The sequence below is a fragment of the Azospirillum largimobile genome, from assembly GCF_977007025.2.
Genome location: NZ_CDRMUA020000003.1, coordinates 570,942 through 591,717, shown reverse-complemented (window position 1 = coordinate 591,717; position 20,776 = coordinate 570,942). Strand labels below are relative to the sequence as shown.

Here is a 20,776-nt window from a genome sequence, read left to right as displayed (position 1 = left end):
GAGCGACCGTGCCAAGTGTGGGTTCGGGGAGGAGGCCCTTCTACATGGCGCCTCCTCCCTGCACCTATGCCCCCAATACCTTGTCCACCGTGATCGGCAGGTCGCAGAGGCGCTTGCCGGTGGCGTGGTAAATGGCGTTGGCGATGGCGGCGGGGACGCCGACGATGCCGATCTCGCCGACGCCCTTGGCGCCCAGCGGGTTTACAATGTCGTCATGCTCCTCGACGAAGATGACGTCGATGTCGTGGACGTCGGCGTTCACCGGGATGTGGTATTCGGCGAAGTCGTGGTTCATGAAGCGGCCGAGCCGCTGGTCGGTCATCGACTCCTCCTCCAGCGCCATGCCGATGCCCCACACCACCGCACCCAGCACCTGACTGCGCGCCGTCTTCGGGTTGATGATGCGGCCGGCGGCGACCGCGCTGACCACGCGGGTGACCTGCACCGTGCCCAGATCCTCGTCCACCCGCACCTCCGCGAAGATGGCGGAGTGGGTGCCGAGCGCATGCTGCATCTGCGACTTGTAATAGGGGATGGAGCGCGCCTCGTCCTCCAGCACAGCCAAGTCGTTGGCGCGCATCACCTCGGTGATCGACATGCGCCAGGACGGATCGGCCTTGGCGATCAGGTGGCCGTCGGCGAAGACCAGATCGTCGGCCTTCAGCCCCTTCAGCGGCCCGTCGTTCAGCCCCACCGCCAGACCGGCGAGCCTGTCGCGCAGCCGGTCGCACACCGCCTTCACCGCCGACCCGACCGACGACACCGTCCAGGATCCGCCCTGCAACGGCGCCATCGGCAGGTTGCTGTCGCCCAACTGGAACGACACCTTGTCGATGGGCAGGCCCAGGATGTCGGCGGCGATCTGCGTCATCGCCGTGTAGGTGCCGGGGCCGATGTCGGCGGTGGCGCTGCCGACCGTCAGAGTGCCGTCGATGCCGAGCCGGGCGGAGGCCGCCGCCTGCCCCTGCATCGCATCCCACACGCCGGCCGCCATGCCCCAGCCGATCAGCTGCCGCCCTTCCCTCATCGACCGCGGCGTATGGGTGCGCTTGTGCCAGCCGAAGCGCTCCGCCCCCTGTTGGAAGCAGGCGCGCAGTTCCTTGCTGGAGAAGGGCTTGTCCGTGTTGGGATCGACCTCGGTGTAGTTCTTCAGCCGCAGTTCCAGCGGGTCCATGCCCAGCTTGGCCGCCAGCTCGTCCATGGCGATCTCCAGCGCCGGGACGCCGGTCGCTGCACCGGGGGCGCGCTGGTCGAGCGGGGTGTGGGTGTCCATCCGCGCCAGCTTGTAGTCCAGCCGGACATTGTCGCACTTGTACTGCTGGCCCGACCAGTTGACGACGACCTCGACATAATTCTCGGTCTGCGAGGTCTCCTGCACCGCCTCGTGGATCATGGCGGTCAGCGTGCCGTCCTTGCGGGCGCCCAGCGCAACGCGCTGCAGCGTTTCAGGCCGGTGGCCGAAGCTGAACATCTGCGGGCGCGACAACTCCACGCGGACGGAGCGCTTCAGCGTGGTCGCCGCCAGTACCGCCATGAACAACTGGTGCTGCGGTCGCAGCCCCGAGCCGAAGGCGCCGCCGACGAAGGGCGAGATCACCCGCACCGCGTCCTTGGACAGGTTGAAGACGTTGCAGACATAGGTCTGGGTGTTCAGCGGCCCCTGGGTCTTGTCATGGACGGTCAGGGTGCCGTCGTTGTGGTGGATGACGGTGGAGGCGTGCATCTCCATCGGGTTGTGGTGCTCGACCGCCTGGGTGAAGTGCAGGTCGATGCTGACCTCCGCCTCCGCCAGCGCCCGGTCGGCGTCGCCGCGCGGCTTCGGCGGCGGCTGGAACCCGCCCTTGTCCTTGCCGGGGGTGAAGGCCTTGGCCTGCGCCGCGTGCAGGTCGGTCTGGTGCTCGTCGGCCTCATAGACGACATGGATCAGGCGGGTGGCGTAGCGCGCCAGTTCGAAGCTCTCGGCCACCACCAGCGCGATGGGCTGGAGCGCATGGTGGATCGTCGCGTCGTAGAGCGGACGGAAGGGCGATCCCTTGGGCGCGTCGTCGTCCTTCCACTTGCGGTCGAACCAAGGCAGGCTCGGCCGGTTCTCATGGGTGAAGATTTGAAAGACGCCGGGCAGGGCCAGCGCCTTGGAGGTGTCGATGCTCAGGATCCGCCCGCGGGCAATGGCGCTCGACAGGATATAGCCGTGGGCGAGGCCGGGCGTGTTGAACTCCGCGGCGTATTTGGCGCCGCCGGTCACCTTCAACCGGCCGTCGACGCGGCTGACGGGCTTGCCGATCTGGGAACCCGAAGAGCCATTGGGACGCTCCAGCGGATCGGGAATGGTCGGTTTGGCGATCATGGATGCTCCACTCCGGCGGCTTCGGCCAGCGCCCGGACGATGGCGCGCTCGGCAAGTCCGATCTTGAAGGCGTTGTGGGAATGGCCCTTGGCGTCGCGCAGCAGCACGCGCGCCGCCTCGCGGAATGTCTCCAGCGAAGCCGGCTTGCCCGCCAGTTCGGCTTCGGCCGCCGCATCGCGCCAGGGCTTGTGGGCGACGCCGCCCAACGCCAGCCGCGCAATTCGGATCGTCTGCCCGTCCATCTCCAACGCCGCCGCCACCGACACCAGCGCGAAGGCGTAGGAGGCGCGGTCGCGCACCTTCAGGTAGGTGGAATGCTGGGCGAAACCTTGGGCCGGCAGGTCGATGGCGGTGATCAGTTCGTCGGCGGCCAGAGTGCTGTCGATGTGCGGGGTGTCGCCGGGCAGGCGGTGGAACTCGGCGAAGGGGATGGTCCGCTCGCCCCGTGGCCCGCTGACGCGCACCATGGCATCAAGGGCGGCCAGCGCCACGCACATGTCGGACGGGTGGACGGCGATGCACTGGTCGCTGGCCCCCAGGATGGCGTGGATGCGGTTGACCCCGGTCAGCGCCCCGCAGCCGGTCCCCGGCTCCCGTTTGTTGCAAGGGGTGCCGGTGTCGTAGAAGTAATAGCAGCGCGTCCGCTGCAGCAGGTTGCCGCCGTTGGTGGCCATGTTGCGCAGCTGCGCCGACGCCCCGGCCAGGATCGCCTTGGACAGCATCGGATAGCGCGTCCGCACCCGCTCGTCATAAGCGGTATCGGCATTGCGGGCGAGCGCGCCGAGCCGCAAGCCGCCGCTGTCCGTCTCCTCGATCCGGTCGAGGCCGAGGCGCGAGATGTCGACCAGCCGTTCCGGCCGCATCACGTCGGCCTTCATCAGATCCAGCAGGTTGGTGCCGCCGGCGACGAACTTCACCGCCGCCTCGGTCGTCGTGCCGGACTGGCCCGAAACGCCGCGCAGCGCCGCATCGACGCTGTCGGGGCGGTCGTAGGAGAAGGCCCTCATGGCTTGCCTCCATCCTTCGATTGCCCATCCATCACCTGCCGGATTGCCGCGACGATGTTGGGATAGGCGCCGCAGCGGCACAGGTTGCCGCTCATCAGCTCGCGGATGTCGTCGTCGGTCTTGGCGTGGCCTTCCTCCAGCATGCCGACGGCGGAGCAGATCTGGCCCGGCGTGCAATAGCCGCACTGGAAGGCGTCATGTTCGACAAAGGCCTCCTGCAGCGGATGGAGCGTGTCGCCGCTGGCCAGCCCCTCAATGGTGGTGATGCTCCGCCCCTCCATCATCACCGCCAGCGTCAGGCAGGAGTTGATGCGCCGCCCGTCGACCAGCACGGTGCAGGCGCCGCATTGTCCATGGTCGCAGCCCTTCTTGGTGCCGGTCAGGTCGAGATGCAGGCGCAACGCGTCGAGCAGGCTGGTCCAGGGGGCGACATGCAGCGTCCTGCGGCCTCCGTTGAGGGTCAGGGTGACTTCCATCTCTTCAGGGGGCATCGCTTCCGGCGGCGGTGCCGGCTGCATGTGGGCATGGCCCTGGGACGCTGGACCTGTTGGCTGGGACATGACCGCTCCGACTGCTGGCAGGGGGTTGCGCCGCCGGCCGCGGGGGTGCGGCGGCGCGTCTTGGCTTGCGGGGGTAACAGCCGCCCTTCCGCTGCGTTCCCTCGGCGGGGGTGGTGGCAAACGGTGATCGCGGTCCCATCTGGTGCGGGGTGCGGCGTCCCCTGCCGGCGCCATCCCTTCGTGGAGACCCCCTGCCATGAAACTCTCCGGTTCCTGCCGCTGCGGTGCCGTCCGCTTCACGCTGAACTCGCCGACGCCGGTGCCCTACATGCACTGCTACTGCACGATCTGCCGCAAGAGCGCCGGCGGCGGCGGTTACGCCATCAACCTGGGCGGCAATGCCGACACGCTGGAGGTGGAGGGACGCGAGGCCGTTGAGATGTGGCGCGCGCCCATCGACGATCCCGACCATCCGGGCCATACCCACCTCGGCCCGTCGCACCGCCATTTCTGCAAGCATTGCGGCACCGCGCTGTGGGCGGAGGATCCGGCCTGGCCGGATCTGGTCCACCCCTTCGCGTCGGCCATCGACACGCCGCTGCCGACTCCGCCGGAGCGGGTGCACATCATGCTGGACTTCAAGGCGCCCTGGGTGGAGGTGCCCAGCGGACCGAACGACGTGCATTTCGCCCGATACCCGGAGGAATCGCTGGAGGACTGGCACCGGCGCCACGGCTTGCTGGACCGCTAGGCGGCCCATGATGGCAAGGCTGCTGCGATGGGTGGCGCTGCTGGTCCTGCTGGCGCTGGCCGGGGCGGCGGCCGGGGTGTGGGGCGGGCTGATCGTGGTGCCACCGCGTTACGACCCCTGGGCGCCGCTCGACCTGCGGGCGGAGCCGGACTGGCTCACCGGATTCAAGCTGTCGCGGCTGGAGCGCGACCCGGAGCAATGCCGGGCGGCGCTGGGCGACACGGGTTTGCGCTTCACCCCCGTGCCCGACCGGCCATCGGACGAGAATTGCGCCTTGAGTGGCGTGGTGAGGGTGTCACGCTCCGACATCGCCTTCAGCAGCGGCTTTCTCGCCACCTGCGGCCTCGCCGCCGCCTGGACCCTGTTCGAGACGCATGCCCTGCAGCCGGCGGCGCAAACGCATTTCGGCCAGAAGGTGGCGCGTGTCGAGCATCTCGGCACCTATGCCTGCCGCAACGTCTATGGCCGGGCGGAGGGGCGGCGCAGCGAACATGCCGGCGCCAACGCCATCGACCTCGGCGGCTTCGTTCTGGCCGACGGCACGCGGATCAGCGTTCTGAACGACTGGAAGAAGACCGGCGACGCACGGAAGGCCGCGTTCCTGCGCGACGTGCGCGACGGCGCCTGCCGCTTCTTCGACGTGGTGCTGGGCCCGGACTACAACGAGGCCCACCGCAACCACTTCCACCTGGACATGGGCGCCTTCAGCACTTGCCGTTGAGGGAACCGCCCCATGGGCCTCCTGTTGCTGGGCTCAAGACGAACGCGACACGACCCGGCAAGGGAGAGGACCCATGGCACGCACGGCAGCCGACATCCTGGTGGACGTCCTGGTGGATTGGGGGGTGGACACCATCTTCGGCATTCCCGGCGACGGCATCAACGGCGTGGTGGAGGCGCTGCGCCAGCGCAGGGACGAGATCCGCTTCATCCAGGTCCGGCACGAGGAAGCCGCCGCCTTCGCCGCCTGCGGCTATGCCAAGTTCACCGGGAAGCTCGGCGTCTGCCTCGCCACCTCCGGCCCCGGCGGGCTGCATCTGCTGAACGGCCTCTACGACGCCAAGCTGGACCACCAGCCGGTGCTGGCGATCACCGGGCTGCAGTATCACGACCTTGTCGGCACCCACACCCAGCAGGACGTGGAACTGGACAAGGTCTTCCAGGACGTGTCGGTCTTCAACCAGCGCATCATGGGCGCCGCCCATGTCCGCAACATCGCAACGCTGGCCTGCCGCACCGCGCTGGCCCGCCGCGGCGTCGCCCACATCACCATCCCCGTCGATCTGCAGGATCAGGCGGCAGGCGACGACATGCGGGCGCCGCGCAACGTCAAGGGCCACAACACCGCCCTGTTCGCCCCCGAACTGCCGGTGCCGTCGGAGGCGGAGATGCGCAGGGCGGTGGAGATCATGGACGCCGGCAAGCGCATCGTCATCCTGGCGGGCCAGGGCGCGCTCAACGCTACGGACCAGCTGGAACGGCTGGCGGAGAAGACCGGGGCGGTGATCGTCAAGGCGCTGCTGGGCAAGGCGGCGGTGCCGGACGACAGCCCCTACACCACCGGGTCGGTCGGGCTGCTGGGCACCGAACCGTCGCAGACCGCGCTGGAGACCTGCGACACGCTGCTGATCGCGGGATCCACCTTCCCCTACATCGAATATTACCCGAAGCCGGATCAGGCCCGCGGCATCCAGATCGACATCGACGCCGCCCGGATCGGCCTGCGCTATCCGGTGGAGGCCGGGCTGGTCGGCGATTGCCGGCTGGCGCTCGATATCCTGACCGAGCGGGTGCAGCCGCATGAGGACCGCAGCTTCCTGGAGAAGGCGCAGGCCGGCAAGGCGGAGTGGATGCGCCTGATGGAGGAGCGCGGCACCCGCCAGGACATGCCGATGAAGCCGCAGGTGGCGGCATGGGAACTGGGCAAGCGGCTGACCGACACCGCCATCGTCGCCTGCGACAGCGGCACCATCGCCACATGGTGGGCGCGGCAGATCCCGGTGAAGCGGGGCCAGATGCATTCGCTGTCCGGCAATCTCGCCACCATGGCGCCGGGGCTGCCCTATGCCATCGCCGCGCAGATCGCCTACCCGGACCGGCAGGTCATCGCCTATGTCGGAGACGGCGGTTTCTCGATGCTGATGGCCGATTTCGTGACGGCGGTGAAGTATAACCTGCCGGTCAAGGTCATCATCAACAACAACAGCTCGCTCGGCCAGATCAAGTGGGAGCAGATGGTGATGCTGGGCAATCCCGAATATGTCTGCGACCTGCACCCCATCGACTTCGCCAAGGTGGCTGAGGCCTGCGGCGGCAAGGGCTTCACCATCCGCGACCCCAAGGACTGCGGCGCCATCCTGGACGCCGCACTCGCCCATCCCGGCCCGGTGGTGGTGGATTGCCTCGTGGACACCAACGAACCGCCGATGCCGCCCAAGGTGAAGGCCAAGCAGGCCGCCCATTTCGCCGAGGCGCTGGCCCGCGGCACCCCCGACGCGCTGAAGATCGCCGCCACCGTCTTCAAGGACCGCGCGCGGGAGATCATATAAGCGGCGCAGGTTCGCAATCGGCAAAAGGGAGGGAATGGGTTGAGAGATGGCAGGGTTCGATTGCCGCTCCTTCGGCCGTCACCCCGCGAAGGCGGGGATCCAGGGTTTCCAGTGCAGGTCCTTGCTGAGTCTGGATTTCCGCCTTCGCGGGAATGGCGGCCGAAGAAAACTGAGCGTCATCCGACGGGCCACTGGTGTCCCGACATCCGTGCAGCGGCAATCCGTCTCACTGCCATCCCGGATATGTCCGCCGGGTGCGACACCGCATCGACGAAAGAAAGGGTTACTGATTGTCGGTTTCCTCACCATTATTACCTCAAGGGGGTAAGAAGTGGAGGAAACCGATGCTCACTCTTCTCTATCGCAGCGATGCCGTCGCTTTGCTGCCCTTCTCGGCATTGGCGGACATTTGTGTACGAAGCTCTTCAAACAACCGGCGCCTGGGTGTCACCGGTTTCCTGATCGAGCATGAAGGCACCTTCCTCCAGGTGCTGGAAGGGGAGGCGGACGCCGTCGGCACCTTGTTCGCCAGCATCTCCAGCGACACGCGGCACCGCAACCTCGCCGTGCTCGGCCGCTGGGAACAGCCGGAGCGTTCCTTCGGGTTCTGGGCAATGAACTTCGGGCCGTTGGACGACCCGGATTTCTGGGACGGCGAATTCGCCCCCCTGCGCGACCCCCAGGCGTTCCGACGCAGGAGTTGCGATCCGGAAACCGCACTCGCCGTGCTGTGCCGCGCCTATGCCTTCGCCGGCAAGGTCGCGGGGGCGGACCCGGTGATCGGCGACTTCGTGATGGGGCTGTCCCGACCGGTCCGGCAGCCGGTCAGTGTCTGAATACACAAGTCTCTGAAACAATTGACCGCTTGACGGGGTGGCGCGTGTTTGTGCCATCGTCGCACCTCGCCCGGCCAAGGGTGGCCGGTCGCCGAGGAGAACCCCGTCCGATGAACGCCTTGCGGCGTCTGTCCATTCCCGCCCTGCTGCTTGCCCTGCTGGCCGCCCTGGTCGCAGCCAAACCCTGGCTGCACGGCCATCTGGAGCCGGTCGTCGGCCGTTCGCTCAGCACCGGATTCGACATCGTGGTCGCATCGGCCGCGTGGCTGGTCGCAGCCTGGGGCGGCGCGCGCCTGATCGACCTGCTGGCGGCCGGCAATGGCGGCACCGGCCTGGACGGCATGCCCCGGCCGCCGCGCATCCCGCGGCTGCTGGCCGACCTGCTGCGCTTCTTCGTTTATGGCGTCGCGGTGCTGGCGATCCTGGCCTTCGTGCTGGAACAGCCGGTTACCGGCCTGCTGGCGACTTCCGGCGTCGCCATCGCCGTGCTGGGCTTCGCGTTGCGCAACATGATCGCCGACATCTTCGCCGGCATCGCGCTGAACATCGAGCACCCCTATCGCATCGGCGACTGGCTGGAGCTGTCGCCCGGCGTGGCCGGCCGGGTGGACGAGATCAACTGGCGCGCCACCCGCCTGATCGCTGGCGACGGCACCGCCGTCATCGTGCCGAACGGCATGGTCGCCGGCAGCCGCTTCGTCAATTTCAGCCGTCCCAACCCGGCCTTCCGCGCCACCGTGCCGATCCTGCTGGACCATGAGGTGCCGGTGGAGCGGGGCAAGCGCATCCTGCTGTCCGCCATGCTCTGCGCCGACGGCGTTCTGCCCACCCCGCGGCCGGATGTGATCGTCGAGGCGGTGACGCCCAACGGCATCTCCTATCAGGCCCGCTTCTGGACCGACGACGGCGGGCGCGTGTCGCTGGTGCGCGACGCCGTGCTGACCGAGGCACTGGCCAACCTCGCCCGCGCCGGGATCGAGCCCGCGCGCCCCAAGCAGGAGGCCCGCCGGCGCCAGCCCGCCCAGCCCGGCACCGACACGTTGCGGCACAGCCTGCTGCGCCAGTTGGAGCTGTTCGACGCCTTCGACGACGAGGAGATCGGGGCGCTGGCCCAGGCGATGCGCGAGCTTTACCTCCCCGTCGGCACCGCCGCCGTCCGGCAGGGCGAGGCCGGCGAATCGCTCTTCGTCATTGCGGAGGGGGTGTTCGACGTCCAGGCCGCCGCGCCCGCCTCCACCGACGCCGCCTCCATCAATCCAAATGGCGACCAGCATCCCGGCGTGATCCACCTGACCCGCCTGCGGCCGGGCGACCTGTTCGGCGAGATGTCGCTGCTGACCGGCCAGCCGCGCAGCGCCTCGGTCGTCGCCTGCACCGACGCTGTGGTGTACGAGTTGGCGCGCAGCCATCTCGACCCGGTGCTGCGCCAGCGCCCGCAGTTGGCGGAGCGGCTGGCCGACCTGATGGCCGACCGCCAGACCCGCAACACCGCCGAACGCAACCGGCAGCAGGGCGTCGCCCCGCCCCCGCCGGTGGAATCGCAAGCCCTCCTGGCCCGCCTGCGCAACTTCTTCAAGCTCTGAGGAGGAGGGGCACCTTTATCCCCTCTCCCCGGAGGAGAGAGGGTGATTAACCCCCGAAAACGCCCGCCGCGGGGGAACCTTGGGCGCTGCCAACCGTTATGCCGCGCGGGTGCCGGTGGTGCATCGAGCGGGAGAAGGGCCGGCATCCTTGATCGCTCCCAACGGGTGGCGGCCGCATTCCGCAGCCGGCGCCCCCGGTGTTTGGCCCTTGTTGCGGGTCGAGCGCCCCTTCGTCCTGAACCAACGAGGAGGCTCGACAGCCGATGTGCGGACTGAGTGGCGAGATACGTTTCAAAACCGGCGAGGCGGCCAGCACGGCGGCGGTCCAGGCCATGTGCGACCGGCTTGCGGCGCGCGGGCCGGACGGCCATGGCCTGTTCGCCCATGGCCGCGTCGCCTTCGGCCATCGCCGGCTGAAGATCATCGACCTCAGCGAGGCATCGCAGCAGCCGATGGTGGACTCCGCCCTCGGCCTCGCCATCGTCTTCAACGGCTGCATCTACAACCACCGCGAATTGCGCGAGGAGTTGGCCGGGCTCGGCTACAGCTTCTTCTCCGACGGGGATACCGAGGTCCTGATCAAGGCGTATCACGCCTGGGGTCCCGACTTCGTCAAGCGCATGAACGGCATGTTCGCCTTCGCCATCCACGAGCGCGACAGCGGGCGCGTCGTGCTGGGCCGTGACCGACTGGGCATCAAGCCGCTCTACCTCGCCGACATTCCGGGCGGTCTGCGCTTCGCCTCCTCGCTTCCGGCCCTGGTCGCCTCCGGTGGCATCGACACCGACATCGACCCAGTGGCGCTGCACCATTACATGAGCTTCCACGCAGTCGTCCCGGCGCCGCACACCATCCTGAAGGGCGTGCGCAAGCTTCCCCCCGCCACCACCCTGATCGTCGAGCCGGACGGCACCCGGCGCGAGACCACCTATTGGTCGCTGACTTTCGGGCCGCAGGCCAGCGACGAGGGGCGCGACTTCGCCGACTGGCGCGAGCTGGTGCTGGAGACGCTGACCCGCGCCGTGCGCCGCCGGCTGGTCGCCGACGTTCCGGTCGGCGTACTGCTGTCGGGCGGGCTGGACAGCTCGCTGATCACCGCGCTGCTGGCCGAGAACGGACAGAGCGGACTGAAGACCTTCTCCATCGGTTTCGAGACGGTGGGGGACGAGCGCGGCGACGAATTCCAGTATTCCGACATCGTCGCCAAGCATTTCGGCACCGACCACAACCGCATCTTCGTCGATTCCGCCCGCGCCCTGCCTGAATTGCGCGACTGCGTGCGCGCCATGTCGGAGCCGATGGTCAGCCACGACAACATCGGCTTCTTCCTGCTGTCGCAGGAGGTGGCGAAACAGGTGAAGGTGGTGCAGTCGGGGCAGGGCGCCGACGAGGTCTTCGGCGGCTATCACTGGTACCCGCCGCTTCTGGAAAGCAAGGACGCGGTGGACGACTATGCCCGCGTCTTCTTCGACCGCGACCATGCGGAGATGGCCGACGCGCTCGATCCCCGCTTCATCGGCGAGGACCATTCCCGCCGCTGGCTGGAGCGGCAGTTCGCCATGCCCGGCGCCGAGCGGGCGGTGGACAAGGCGCTGCGGCTCGACACCACGGTGATGCTGGTGGACGATCCGGTGAAGCGGGTCGACAACATGACGATGGCCGCCGGGCTGGAAGCGCGCGTCCCCTTCCTCGATTACGAGCTGGTGGAGCTTGCCGCCCGGATTCCTGCCGAAATGAAGCTGGCCGAAGGCGGCAAATACGTCCTGAAGGAGGCGGCACGCCGCGTCGTCCCGGCCGAGGTGATCGACCGGCCGAAGGGCTATTTCCCGGTGCCGGCGCTGAAATACCTGCGCGGCCCCTTCCTGGAACTGGTGCGCGACGTGCTTGACGCTCCGGCGGCACGCGAGCGCGGCCTGTTCCGGCGCGACTATCTGGACCGGCTGCTGGCCGACCCGGAGCGCCACATCACGCCGCTGCGCGGGTCGAAGCTGTGGCAGGTCGCGCTGCTGGAATTCTGGTTCCAGGAACAGGGCTTCTGACGGCCCATCCGGCCATTCCATCACAACGAACGCTTTGCCGGGGCGTCCAGGCGCGGGACCGATCCGCGCCCCGGGGCGTTTCCCGAGTGTGGAGCCGCATCCGACGATCAGGGGGACCCCATGAGCTACGCCCGCGTGAAACCGCACCGGCTGGAGCGCGCCGCCAGCGCCAGCCTGCGCCACACCCGGCGCTACACCGGCCGCCCGCCGACGGCGGGGGAGGGCGGGGAGGCCGAGGCGCCGCGCGCCGACGTGGTGGTCGATTGCGGATGGGGCCGGCTGATCTTCGCCCACACCTTCGACGATCTCGACCGCATGATCGACACCCTGCGGCAGGAGGCGCCGGGGACCCGCGACATCGTCTTCTACCTGCAGGACCCGCATGTCGCCCTGTCCCGCGCCCCGCAGGAGCTGTTTCTCGACCCTTCCCACACCTTCCGGCTCTGGCTGACCGACTACCGCCCGTCGCGGCGCCGGCCCAAGGGCTACAGCGTCCGGCGCCTGCGCACGCGCGAGGATGCGGAAGGCGTGCAGCGCATCTATGCCCGGCGGCGGATGGTGCCGGTCTCCTCCTCCTTCCTGGTGGCGACGCGCAACAGCCGGGTGCTGACCCATTTCGTCGCCTGCGACGACGCCACCGGCGAGGTGATCGGTTCGGTGACGGCGGTGGACCATGGCCATGCCTTCGCCGATCCGGAGAACGGCAGCTCGCTGTGGTGCCTGGCGGTGGATCCGCAGGCCTCCTTTCCGGGCATCGGCGAGACGCTGGTGCGCACGGTGGCGGAGCATGTCCAGGCGCGCGGCCGCGCCTTCCTCGACCTGTCGGTGCTGCACGACAACGAGAACGCCATCGCGTTGTATGAGAAGCTGAATTTCCGCCGCATCCCGGCCTTTGCGCTGAAGACGAAGAACCCGATCAACGAGCGGCTGTTCACCGGCCCGCAGCCCGGCGAGCGGCTGAACCCCTATGCCACCATCATCGTCAACGAGGCGCGGCGGCGCGGCATCGGCGTCGACGTGCTGGACGCGGAGGCCGGCTATTTCTGCCTGACCTGGGGCGGGCGCAGCGTGGTCTGCCGCGAATCCCTCAGCGAACTGACCACCGCCGTCGCCATGAGCCGCTGCGACGACAAGGCGGTGACGCGGCGCGTGCTGGAGCGGGCCTGCCTGAACGTCCCCGCCCAGGCGGTGGCGGGGGAGCCGGCGGAAAACGCCGCCTTCCTGGAGACGCACGGCCGCATCGTGGTGAAACCGGCCCGTGGCGAGCAGGGCCGCGGCATCACCGTGGATGTCCGCGACGCCGAGACGATGGAGCGCGCCATCGCATCGGCCCGCCAGCATTGCGACACCGTGTTGCTGGAACAGTTCTGCGAAGGGCAGGATCTGCGCATCGTCGTCATCGACAAGAAGGTGGTCGCCGCCGCGGTGCGCCGTCCGGCCGAGATCACCGGTGATGGCACCCACAGCGTGCGCGAACTGATCGAGGCGCAGAGCCGCCGCCGCGCCGCCGCCACCGGCGGGGAAAGCCACATCCCGATGGACGCCGAGACCGAGCGCTGCCTCGCCGCCGCCGGCCGCACGCTGGACGACGTGCTCCCGGCGGGGGAGGTGCTGCCTGTGCGCAAGACCGCCAACCTGCACACCGGCGGCACCATCCACGACGTGACCGACAGCCTGCACCCCGAACTGGTGGAGGTCGCGACGGTCGCCGCCCGCGCGCTGGACATCCCGGTCGTCGGCTTCGACCTGCTGGTGGAGGCGCCGGACCGGCCGGGCTACGTCTTCATCGAGGCGAACGAGCGTCCGGGCCTTGCCAACCACGAGCCCCAGCCGACGGCGGAACGCTTCGTCGATCTGCTGTTTCCGCAGACGCGGGGGGTGTTCTGAGGGGGGAGTTAAACCCCCACCTAGCCTCCCCCGCTGGGCGGGGGAGGGACTGCCGCTGAACGCCGACAAAGCTCCTATCTCCCTCTCCCGCCCAGCGGGGGAGGGTCGGGGTGGGGGCAAGTGTCAGCGATGAGCAGGAGGAAAATCCAATCATGGCCGTGCCGCTGCCCATAGACATGGGCTATGTCACCGACATCCTCTACCGGCTGCTGACCACGCCCAGCCCGACCGGCTACACCACCGACGTGGTCCGGCTGTGCTGCGCGGAACTGGAGCGGCTGGGCATCCCCTACGAACTGACCCGGCGCGGCGCCATACGCGCCGACCTGAAGGGCGTGCGGGGCAGCCCGGACCGGGCGCTGGTCGCCCATGTCGACACGCTGGGCGCCCAGGTGAAGATGCTGAAGGACAATGGCCGGATGGAGCTGGTGCCCATCGGCCACTGGTCGTCCCGCTTCGCCGAGGGCGCGCGCTGCACCGTCCTGACCGACCGCGGCCCCTGGCGCGGCACCATCCTGCCGCTGAAGGCGTCCGGTCACACCTTCAACAAGGAGGTCGATACCCAGCCGGTCAACTGGCAGCAGGTGGAACTGCGCGTCGACGCCCCGGTCGGCAACCGGCGGGAACTGGAGGAGCGCGGCTTCAACATCGGCGACATCGTCGCCATCGATCCGCAGCCGGAATTCCTTGAGAACGGCTACATCGTCTCCCGCCATCTCGACGACAAGGCGGGCGTGGCGGTGATGCTGGGCGCGGCCAAGGCGGTGGTCGATGCTGGGGCATCCCTGCCGGTCGACTGCCACCTGCTGTTCACCATCTCCGAAGAGGTCGGGTCCGGCGCCTCGTCGATCCTGCACCAGGACGTGGCGGAGATGGTGACCATCGACAACGGCACCACCGCCCCCGGCCAGAACAGCAGCGAATTCGGCGTCACCATCGCCATGGCCGACAGCACCGGCCCCTTCGACATGGCGCTGACCCACTCGTTGATCGCGCTGTGCCAGGCGCAGAACATCCCGCACCAGCGCGACGTCTTCCGCTATTACCGCTGCGACAGCGCGTCCGCCATCGAGGCCGGCAACGACATCCGCACCGCACTGGTCTGCTTCGGCATCGACGCCTCGCACGGCTACGAGCGCATCCATGCCGACGCGCTGGAAAGCCTCGTGCGGTTGCTGGTCCTCTACATGCAGAGTCCGCCGCGGGATTAGCAGGCCGTCTTCCCGTCCCGCCGCACCTCTTCCAGAACCCGGCGCAGTTCGCCGGGGTGCAGCGGCTTGTGCAGGAAGGCGCAGCCGCGGCGCTGGCCCTCCAGCAGGGATTCGGGCGCCGTCTCGCCGGTCAACACCACGGCCGGGATGTCGGTCTTGAACAGCTTGCGCACCCGGTCGATCACGTCGAATCCGGACACCTTCCCCGGCAGGCGGAGGTCGGTCAAGATGGCGTCCGGCGGTCCTTCCAGCCCGTCGACCGCCGCGAACACCTCGCGCATGTTCGACGCGGAGACGAAGGCGCAGCCCCAGCTTTCCAGCGTCAGCAGCAGGCCGGACAGCACCATGCTGTCGTCGTCCACCACCAAAACGCGCATGCCGTCGAGCGGCACCCCGGACGGGCCGCCGTCGGCGTGAGCACCGACCGTCAGCGCGTCGGCCGGCGCCTCCCCCTCCAACCGGTTCACGGTGACGGCGAAGACCGACCCGCGCCCCGACCGCGACTGCACCTCGATCGGCGCCTGCAGCAGCACCGACAGCCGGCGCACGATGGCAAGGCCGAGGCCGAGGCCGCGCGTGGGGTCGCGGCTGGGGTTCGTCAGCTGGTGGAACTCGTCGAAGATGACGTCCAGCTTGTCCTGCGGGATGCCGAAGCCGGTGTCCCACACCTCGATCCGCCACTGCCCGTCACGCTTGCGCAGGCCCAGCAGGATGCCGCCGCGCTGGGTGTAGCGGATGGCGTTGGCCAGCAGGTTGCGGACGATGCGGCCCAGCAGGATCGGGTCGCTGCGAGTGACCGCTCCGCCCGCCACGTCCGGCACATGGACGCGCAGGCGCAGTCCTTTCTCCTCCGCCTGCGGGCGGAATTCCTCGGCCAGCGACTGCAGCAGCGCATCAACCGACACCGCCTGGAGGTCGGGCTCCACCGTCCCGGCGTCGAGCGTGGAGATGTCCAGCAGCGCGTTCAGCAGCTGCTCGCCCGCAGTCATGGCGTTGGCCAGCATGCCGGCGGTGCGGGTGGCCCGTGCGTTGCCGTCGACCTGGCTGGTCAGTGCGTCCAGGAACAGCCGCATCGCCTGGAAGGGTTGGCGCAGGTCATGGCTGGCCGAGGCGAGAAAGCGGGAGCGCGCCGCGGTGGTGCGCGCCACCTCCGCCCTCATGGTCTCGGCCATCTGGGCGATGGCGCCGTCCAGCGTCGCCGAGGCCAGCACCCCCACCACATGCCCGTCGACCAGCAGCGGCGCCGCGCGCAGGCTCAGCGGCGGGTCGGTCGGCAGGCTCAGCAGCGACGATTCCGGCCGGTTTGCCGCCGTCGCATCCCCTTCGTCCACATAGAGCGGGCGCAGCGCCTCGGCCACCGCGGTCCAGCCGCCGGGCAGCAGGCTGGGGCCGCTCTCGTCACGGGATGCTGCGCGCGGGCGGTTCAGCAGGGCGGCCAGCGGTTCGTTGCAGCGGACGGCGGCCATCTCCGGTCCGCCGATCACCAGCATGGTCGGGACCGTACCGGCGGCGCAGACGCGCCGTGCGTTGTCCAGACACTCCCGGTAACGCTGATCGGTCGGTGACATGGGGTTGGCCGAGGATCGGGGCATCGCGTCGGTGTCTTTCGCGTCGGTATCTTTGGGGATCGAGGTCCCGTGGAAGGGCTGGAGGCTGATCGCCATGGGCACCGGCTCGACCGTCGGACAGTTTCGGGAAGCCGGCTGAGAATAAACGGACCTTCCTGCTTGTGAAATCACACGATGGCTCTACTCCCTCCTATGCGGAAGGTGAAGGCCGCGGCAGCCGCATCAGATGGTCCTCCACGAAGTATTTCCGGCGCAGAAGCGCCATCAGTCGGACTTTCAGGACATCCATCTCCTGTGCCTTACCAACGAAATCATCGGCGCCGGCATTCAGGCTGATCATCAATTGTTCTTCGTCGTCCTGGCTGGTCAGGATGACGATCTGGAAGAACAGGCCGCGCTGGCGCCGAAACCTGTCGAATCTTTCGCAGAGCTGGGTGCCGCTGGTTCCCGGCATCACCAAATCCAGGATGACGCAGTCCAGCCCGCCGCCGGAGAGCGCCGCCACCGCCTCGTCGGCATTGCGGGCGGCGGTGACGGTGCAACCTTCCTGCTCCAGCTCGGCGCGCAGGAACTCGCGGTAGGTCGCGCTGTCGTCGACGATCAGGATGCGGGCGCGGCGGAAGATCTCCGGCACGGTCGGTGGCGCGCTGCGCCGCTCCAGCACGGCGCAGGCATCGTCCACCACCGCCTTGGGGTCGGACGGGTCATGCTCGCCCGCGCCGCGGCCGAGCACCAGCACGGCGGCATCGCTGCGCGCCCGTAGTTCCGCCAGCCCTTGCGGACCGGCAAGCTCGCCCTCGACGATCAGCAGATCCTGCGGCCTGCCGGCGATCTCGGCCAGGGCCGGTTCCACCCCATCGACGCAGACGGTCTCCACGCCGCGTTCCTCAAGCAGCAGCTTCAGCAGAAGCCCCTGCGTCTGGGAACCCATGACAACCAAGGTGCGGAGTCCGTTCATGACGCCATCTTATCGTCGGAGGTCAATTGCAGCAGCCGTCCGGCCACCCGGTCGAGAGGCAGTTCCTCCACCGCACCGCCCAGCCGCACCGCGGTGCCGGGCATGCTGTGGATCACCGCCGTGGAGGCGTGTTCGGCAATGGTGTAGGCCCCAACCTTATGCATGTCCACCAATCCCCGCGCGCCGTCCTCGCCCATGCCGGTCAGCAGCACGCCGATTCCGGACGCGCCATAGGCGCGCGCCATTGACCGGAACAACTCATCGCCGGACGGGCGCTGGCCGCAGACCAGCGAGTCGCCGGACAGGCGGATGGTGCCGCCTTCCACCAGCATGTGGCGGTCGCCGGGCGCCACATAGACGGTGCCGGGCCGCGGGACCAGCCCCGCTTCGCCCAGCCGCACCGGCAGGGGGGAAACGGTGCCCAGCCAGTTGGCGAAGCCGGCCATGAAGGGGGCGCCCATATGCTGGACCACGAAGACCGGCAGGGGAAAACCCGGCGGCAAATCCTTCAGGATGCGCGCCAGCGCCGCCGGGCCGCCGGTGGACGCCACCAGCCCGACGGCGCGGAAGCGCCGCAGGCGTCCGTCGGCCGTCACCGCCGCCTCGGGCAGCCGCCCATAGGCGGATGCATCGGCGGGAACGGCGTCCGGCGCCGCATTCCCGGCAGGGCGGGCGGAGCGCGCGGCGATGCGGTGGCGGATCACCTTCACCTGGCTCATGATGACCAGCTGGGTGCAGAGATGGTGCGCCACCGTCTGGTAATCGGCGCGCGCCATGCTGCCCGGCTTCTCCACCACCGCCAGCGCGCCGGCCTGCAGCGCCCGCATGGGAATGTCGAGGTCGCGCACGTCCGAGGCCACCACCACGATCGGCAGCGGGTTCTGGCGCATGATGCGGCTGGTCACCTCGAATCCGTCGATACCCGGCAGGCGGATGTCGAGCGACACCACGTCGGGCGCCGCCCGCTCGATCATGCGCAACGCCTGTTCGCCGCTGGATGCGATGCCCGCCACTTCCAGCCGCGGGTCGGCGCCGATGACGTGGCTGAGAAGCTGTTGGATGACGGGGCTGTCCTCGACCACCAGCACACGGATGCGTCGGGAACCCGCTTTCTCCGCCCCGCTCACAGCAGCCGCCGGATGCCGGCCAGAAGCTCGTTCTGGTCGAAGCGCGTCTTGACGATGTAGGCGTCGGCGCCCAGCCGCAGGCCGCGTTCGCGGTCCTCGTCGCTGGCGCGCGAGGTGACGAGGATCACCGGGATCTCCGCCAGCCGCTTGTCCGCCTTCACCGCCTGCAACAGGGCGAAACCGTCCATGCGCGGCATCTCGACGTCGCTGATGATCAGGCCAACCTCCATCCCTTCCGACAGGCGTTCCAGGGCCTCTCGCCCGTCAACGCACAGCGTCACCCGATAACCATGGGCTTCGAGGATGCTCTTTTCCAGCGTGCGGGTGGTGATGCTGTCATCGACAACCAGGATATGCGCACGGGCAGGGGTGGCCTCCTCCGCAGGGCGGGCCGGGGCGGGCAGGACGCTGCCGGGCAGCGGCATCAGGCCGGGAATGTTCAGCACCAGCGCCGGGCCGCCATCGTCCATCAGCACGGTGCCGAGATAGCGCCCGGAATCGAGACCGGTCTCTTCCGCCGCGGTCACCACCGTCTCGCGCGTGGCGACGAAGCGGTCGACCGCCAGCGCCAGCCGCCGGTCCGCCGCCCGCACGACGACCAGCGACAAGGACCGTTCGGCGCTCGGCACCACCGGCGCCTCCATGCCCAGCAGCGCCGCCAGCGAGGTGACGGGGATTTCCTCCTCGCCGATGCGGATCATCGGGGTGCCGACGCCGGAGAACAGGGATTCCGCGGTGGTGGTGCGCAGCCGGACCACGTCGGCCGACGGGATCGCCACGATCTGGTCCTGCACGGCGACGAAGACCAGCCGCTGGCTCAACAGGCTCAACGGCACTTCGATGGTGACGGCGGTGCCGCCGTCCGGCCGCTCGGCGATGGTCAGGTTGCCCTGCAGCCGCTCCACCTCCCGCCGGGCAATGGGCAGCCCCATGCCGCGCCCGGCCAATTCGGTGGTGCGGGCGGCGGTGGAGAAGCCGGGATGGAACAGGAATTCGGTCAGCCGTTCGAGCGGCATTTCCTCGCCCGACGACAGCTCGTCTGCGTCGATCAGCCCGCGCTCCGCCGCCTTGCGCAGGATCGCGCCGCGGTCCAGCCCGCGCCCGTCATCCTCGATGCGCAGGCGCAGGCGCGAGCCCTCCACCGACGCGGCGATGGTCACGCGCGCCGCCGGCCGCTTGCCCAGCGCCAGCCGTTCCGCCGGCGTCTCGATGCCGTGGCTGATGGCGTTGCGGGCGATGTGCAGGATCGGGTCCTTCAGCCGTTGCAGGACGGTGCGGTCGGCCTCCACCTCCAGACCACGGACATCGACCTCGACCTCCTTGCCCTCGGCCCGGCTGATGTCGCGCACCATGCGGCCGAGACCGCTCAACTGGTTTTCCGCCGGCAGCATGCGCAGGCGCCGCATGTCCTGCTGGAAGCCGCCGCCCCAGCGCCGCATCGACCACAGCAGCCGGTCATGGCTCCGGTGCGCCGAATCCAGCGCCCCGCCCAGCGCGCGGAAGCGCCGTTCGAACGCCATCAGCGCGGGCAGGGCGCCGCGCCCGTCCAGCCCATCGGCACCCTTGTCCATCTGGGCGCCGCGCCCGATCTGCACCCGCAGATGGCGCCATGCCCGGTCCAGCGCCCGCCATTCCTGGCGCATCGCCCGCAATTCCTCGCCGAGCCCGGCCTGCGCCTCCACCTCCGGCAGCAGGGCCGAGGCGGTTTCCGACAGCCGCTCCAGCCCTTGCGCCGCGATGCGGACCAGCGCCGCGGACTCGGCGTCGACCGCTTCCCCGCGCGGCCGCGGCGTCCGGCGCTCCGCCCGTGCCGGTGCCGCCGAAGCGGCCGTGCTTCGGGCGGGCGGCGGGGTGTCGCCGTTCCGGCCACCGGCCAGACCGTCGAGATCGGCCAGCACGCCGGCGATCTCCACCTCCTCGCCGCCCTGCAGCGACCAGGCGACCAGATCCTCGATGGCGTCGAGCGACCTGCGCACCACGGCGATGGCGGCGGCGTCCAGCGCCGCGTCGCCCTTCTGCACCGCGATGAAGGCGGCCTCCAGCCGGTGGGAGATCGCCTCCACCTCCGGCAGGTCGACGGCGCGGGCGGCGCCCTTCAGGCTGTGGGCGCGCCGGTGGATATCGACGAGGTCCGACGCCTCACCGGTCGCCTCGGCCTCGCGCAGCCCGGCGCGGATCACCGCGAGATGATCCTTGTGCTCAAGCTCGAACGCGGCGAGCAGGCGCTGGCGGATGTCCATCAGGCCGTTCTCCAACCAGGCGCCGGTCCCCTCTCCCCCCCGCTTTCGCGCAAACGAAGTTTGCGCTGTCGCGGCAGGCGGACCAAAGGTCTGCTGAGAGCGGGGAGAGGGTTAGGGTGAGGGGGGAGCGTGGCGAGGAATGGCAAGGATTGCGAGGCGCCGGCATTCCCAGA

Annotated in this window: 15 protein-coding genes; 8 read left to right on the top strand and 7 right to left on the bottom strand. The window is 69.2% G+C overall.

Annotated features, from left to right (window positions below; all coding sequences use genetic code 11):
- Positions 1-64 precede the first annotated feature (64 nt).
- Genes ACWPKK_RS20250 through ACWPKK_RS20240 form a run of 3 tightly spaced genes read right to left on the bottom strand, consistent with a single transcriptional unit; the run spans position 65 to position 3,872 of the window.
- Entirely contained in the window at positions 65-2,347 is a 2,283-nt protein-coding gene (locus ACWPKK_RS20250) for a xanthine dehydrogenase family protein molybdopterin-binding subunit (RefSeq protein ID WP_452007642.1), read from the bottom strand.
- Complete coding sequence (locus ACWPKK_RS20245) at positions 2,344-3,354, bottom strand: FAD binding domain-containing protein (protein WP_452007640.1); 1,011 nt, start codon at positions 3,352-3,354, stop codon at positions 2,344-2,346. The genes ACWPKK_RS20250 and ACWPKK_RS20245 overlap by 4 nt, the downstream gene beginning before the upstream one ends.
- Positions 3,351-3,872, bottom strand: a complete 522-nt coding sequence (locus tag ACWPKK_RS20240) for a (2Fe-2S)-binding protein (RefSeq protein WP_452008246.1) — start codon at positions 3,870-3,872, stop codon at positions 3,351-3,353. Before ACWPKK_RS20240 ends, ACWPKK_RS20245 begins: the two co-directional genes overlap by 4 nt.
- A gap of 238 nt (positions 3,873-4,110) precedes the next feature.
- Between ACWPKK_RS20240 and ACWPKK_RS20235 the strand changes: the two genes are divergently transcribed.
- The 8 genes from ACWPKK_RS20235 to ACWPKK_RS20200 all read left to right on the top strand — a co-directional run bounded on the left by ACWPKK_RS20235 (position 4,111) and on the right by ACWPKK_RS20200 (position 14,710).
- Positions 4,111-4,605 carry a GFA family protein gene (locus ACWPKK_RS20235; protein ID WP_452007638.1) on the top strand — a complete coding sequence of 165 codons (495 nt, stop codon included), beginning with the start codon at positions 4,111-4,113 and terminating at the stop codon, positions 4,603-4,605.
- 7 nt (positions 4,606-4,612) lie between these two features.
- Positions 4,613-5,326: an extensin-like domain-containing protein gene (locus tag ACWPKK_RS20230; RefSeq protein ID WP_452007636.1), complete on the top strand. Its 714-nt coding sequence runs from the start codon at positions 4,613-4,615 to the stop codon at positions 5,324-5,326.
- A gap of 73 nt (positions 5,327-5,399) precedes the next feature.
- Positions 5,400-7,154, top strand: coding sequence for a thiamine pyrophosphate-dependent enzyme (locus ACWPKK_RS20225; RefSeq protein ID WP_452007634.1), 1,755 nt, complete (start codon positions 5,400-5,402; stop codon positions 7,152-7,154).
- Positions 7,155-7,498: 344 nt separating this feature from the next.
- On the top strand, positions 7,499-7,990 hold the full coding sequence (locus ACWPKK_RS20220) for a BLUF domain-containing protein (protein WP_324871863.1): 492 nt from the start codon (positions 7,499-7,501) through the stop codon (positions 7,988-7,990).
- Between the two features lie 110 nt (positions 7,991-8,100).
- On the top strand, positions 8,101-9,573 hold the full coding sequence (locus ACWPKK_RS20215; protein ID WP_452007632.1) for a mechanosensitive ion channel domain-containing protein: 1,473 nt from the start codon (positions 8,101-8,103) through the stop codon (positions 9,571-9,573).
- A gap of 263 nt (positions 9,574-9,836) precedes the next feature.
- Positions 9,837-11,612 carry an N-acetylglutaminylglutamine amidotransferase gene (locus ACWPKK_RS20210; protein ID WP_452007630.1) on the top strand — a complete coding sequence of 592 codons (1,776 nt, stop codon included), beginning with the start codon at positions 9,837-9,839 and terminating at the stop codon, positions 11,610-11,612.
- A gap of 120 nt (positions 11,613-11,732) precedes the next feature.
- Positions 11,733-13,499 (top strand): N-acetylglutaminylglutamine synthetase, encoded by a 1,767-nt coding sequence (ngg, locus tag ACWPKK_RS20205; RefSeq protein WP_452007628.1) that lies wholly within the window; start codon positions 11,733-11,735, stop codon positions 13,497-13,499.
- A gap of 152 nt (positions 13,500-13,651) precedes the next feature.
- Entirely contained in the window at positions 13,652-14,710 is a 1,059-nt protein-coding gene (locus ACWPKK_RS20200; protein ID WP_452007626.1) for an osmoprotectant NAGGN system M42 family peptidase, read from the top strand.
- On the opposite strand, the gene ACWPKK_RS20195 is transcribed toward ACWPKK_RS20200, so the two are convergent.
- The 4 genes from ACWPKK_RS20195 to ACWPKK_RS20180 form a co-directional block, all read right to left on the bottom strand.
- Entirely contained in the window at positions 14,707-16,374 is a 1,668-nt protein-coding gene (locus tag ACWPKK_RS20195; protein WP_452007624.1) for an ATP-binding response regulator, read from the bottom strand. The two genes, ACWPKK_RS20200 and ACWPKK_RS20195, sit on opposite strands and share 4 nt — an antisense overlap.
- A 94-nt stretch (positions 16,375-16,468) precedes the next feature.
- Positions 16,469-17,209, bottom strand: coding sequence for a response regulator transcription factor (locus ACWPKK_RS20190; protein WP_324871869.1), 741 nt, complete (start codon positions 17,207-17,209; stop codon positions 16,469-16,471).
- Between the two features lie 23 nt (positions 17,210-17,232).
- Complete coding sequence (locus ACWPKK_RS20185; RefSeq protein ID WP_452007621.1) at positions 17,233-18,324, bottom strand: chemotaxis protein CheB; 1,092 nt, start codon at positions 18,322-18,324, stop codon at positions 17,233-17,235.
- A gap of 35 nt (positions 18,325-18,359) precedes the next feature.
- On the bottom strand, positions 18,360-20,603 hold the full coding sequence (locus ACWPKK_RS20180; protein ID WP_452007619.1) for a hybrid sensor histidine kinase/response regulator: 2,244 nt from the start codon (positions 20,601-20,603) through the stop codon (positions 18,360-18,362).
- Between the last annotated feature and the right edge of the window lie 173 nt (positions 20,604-20,776).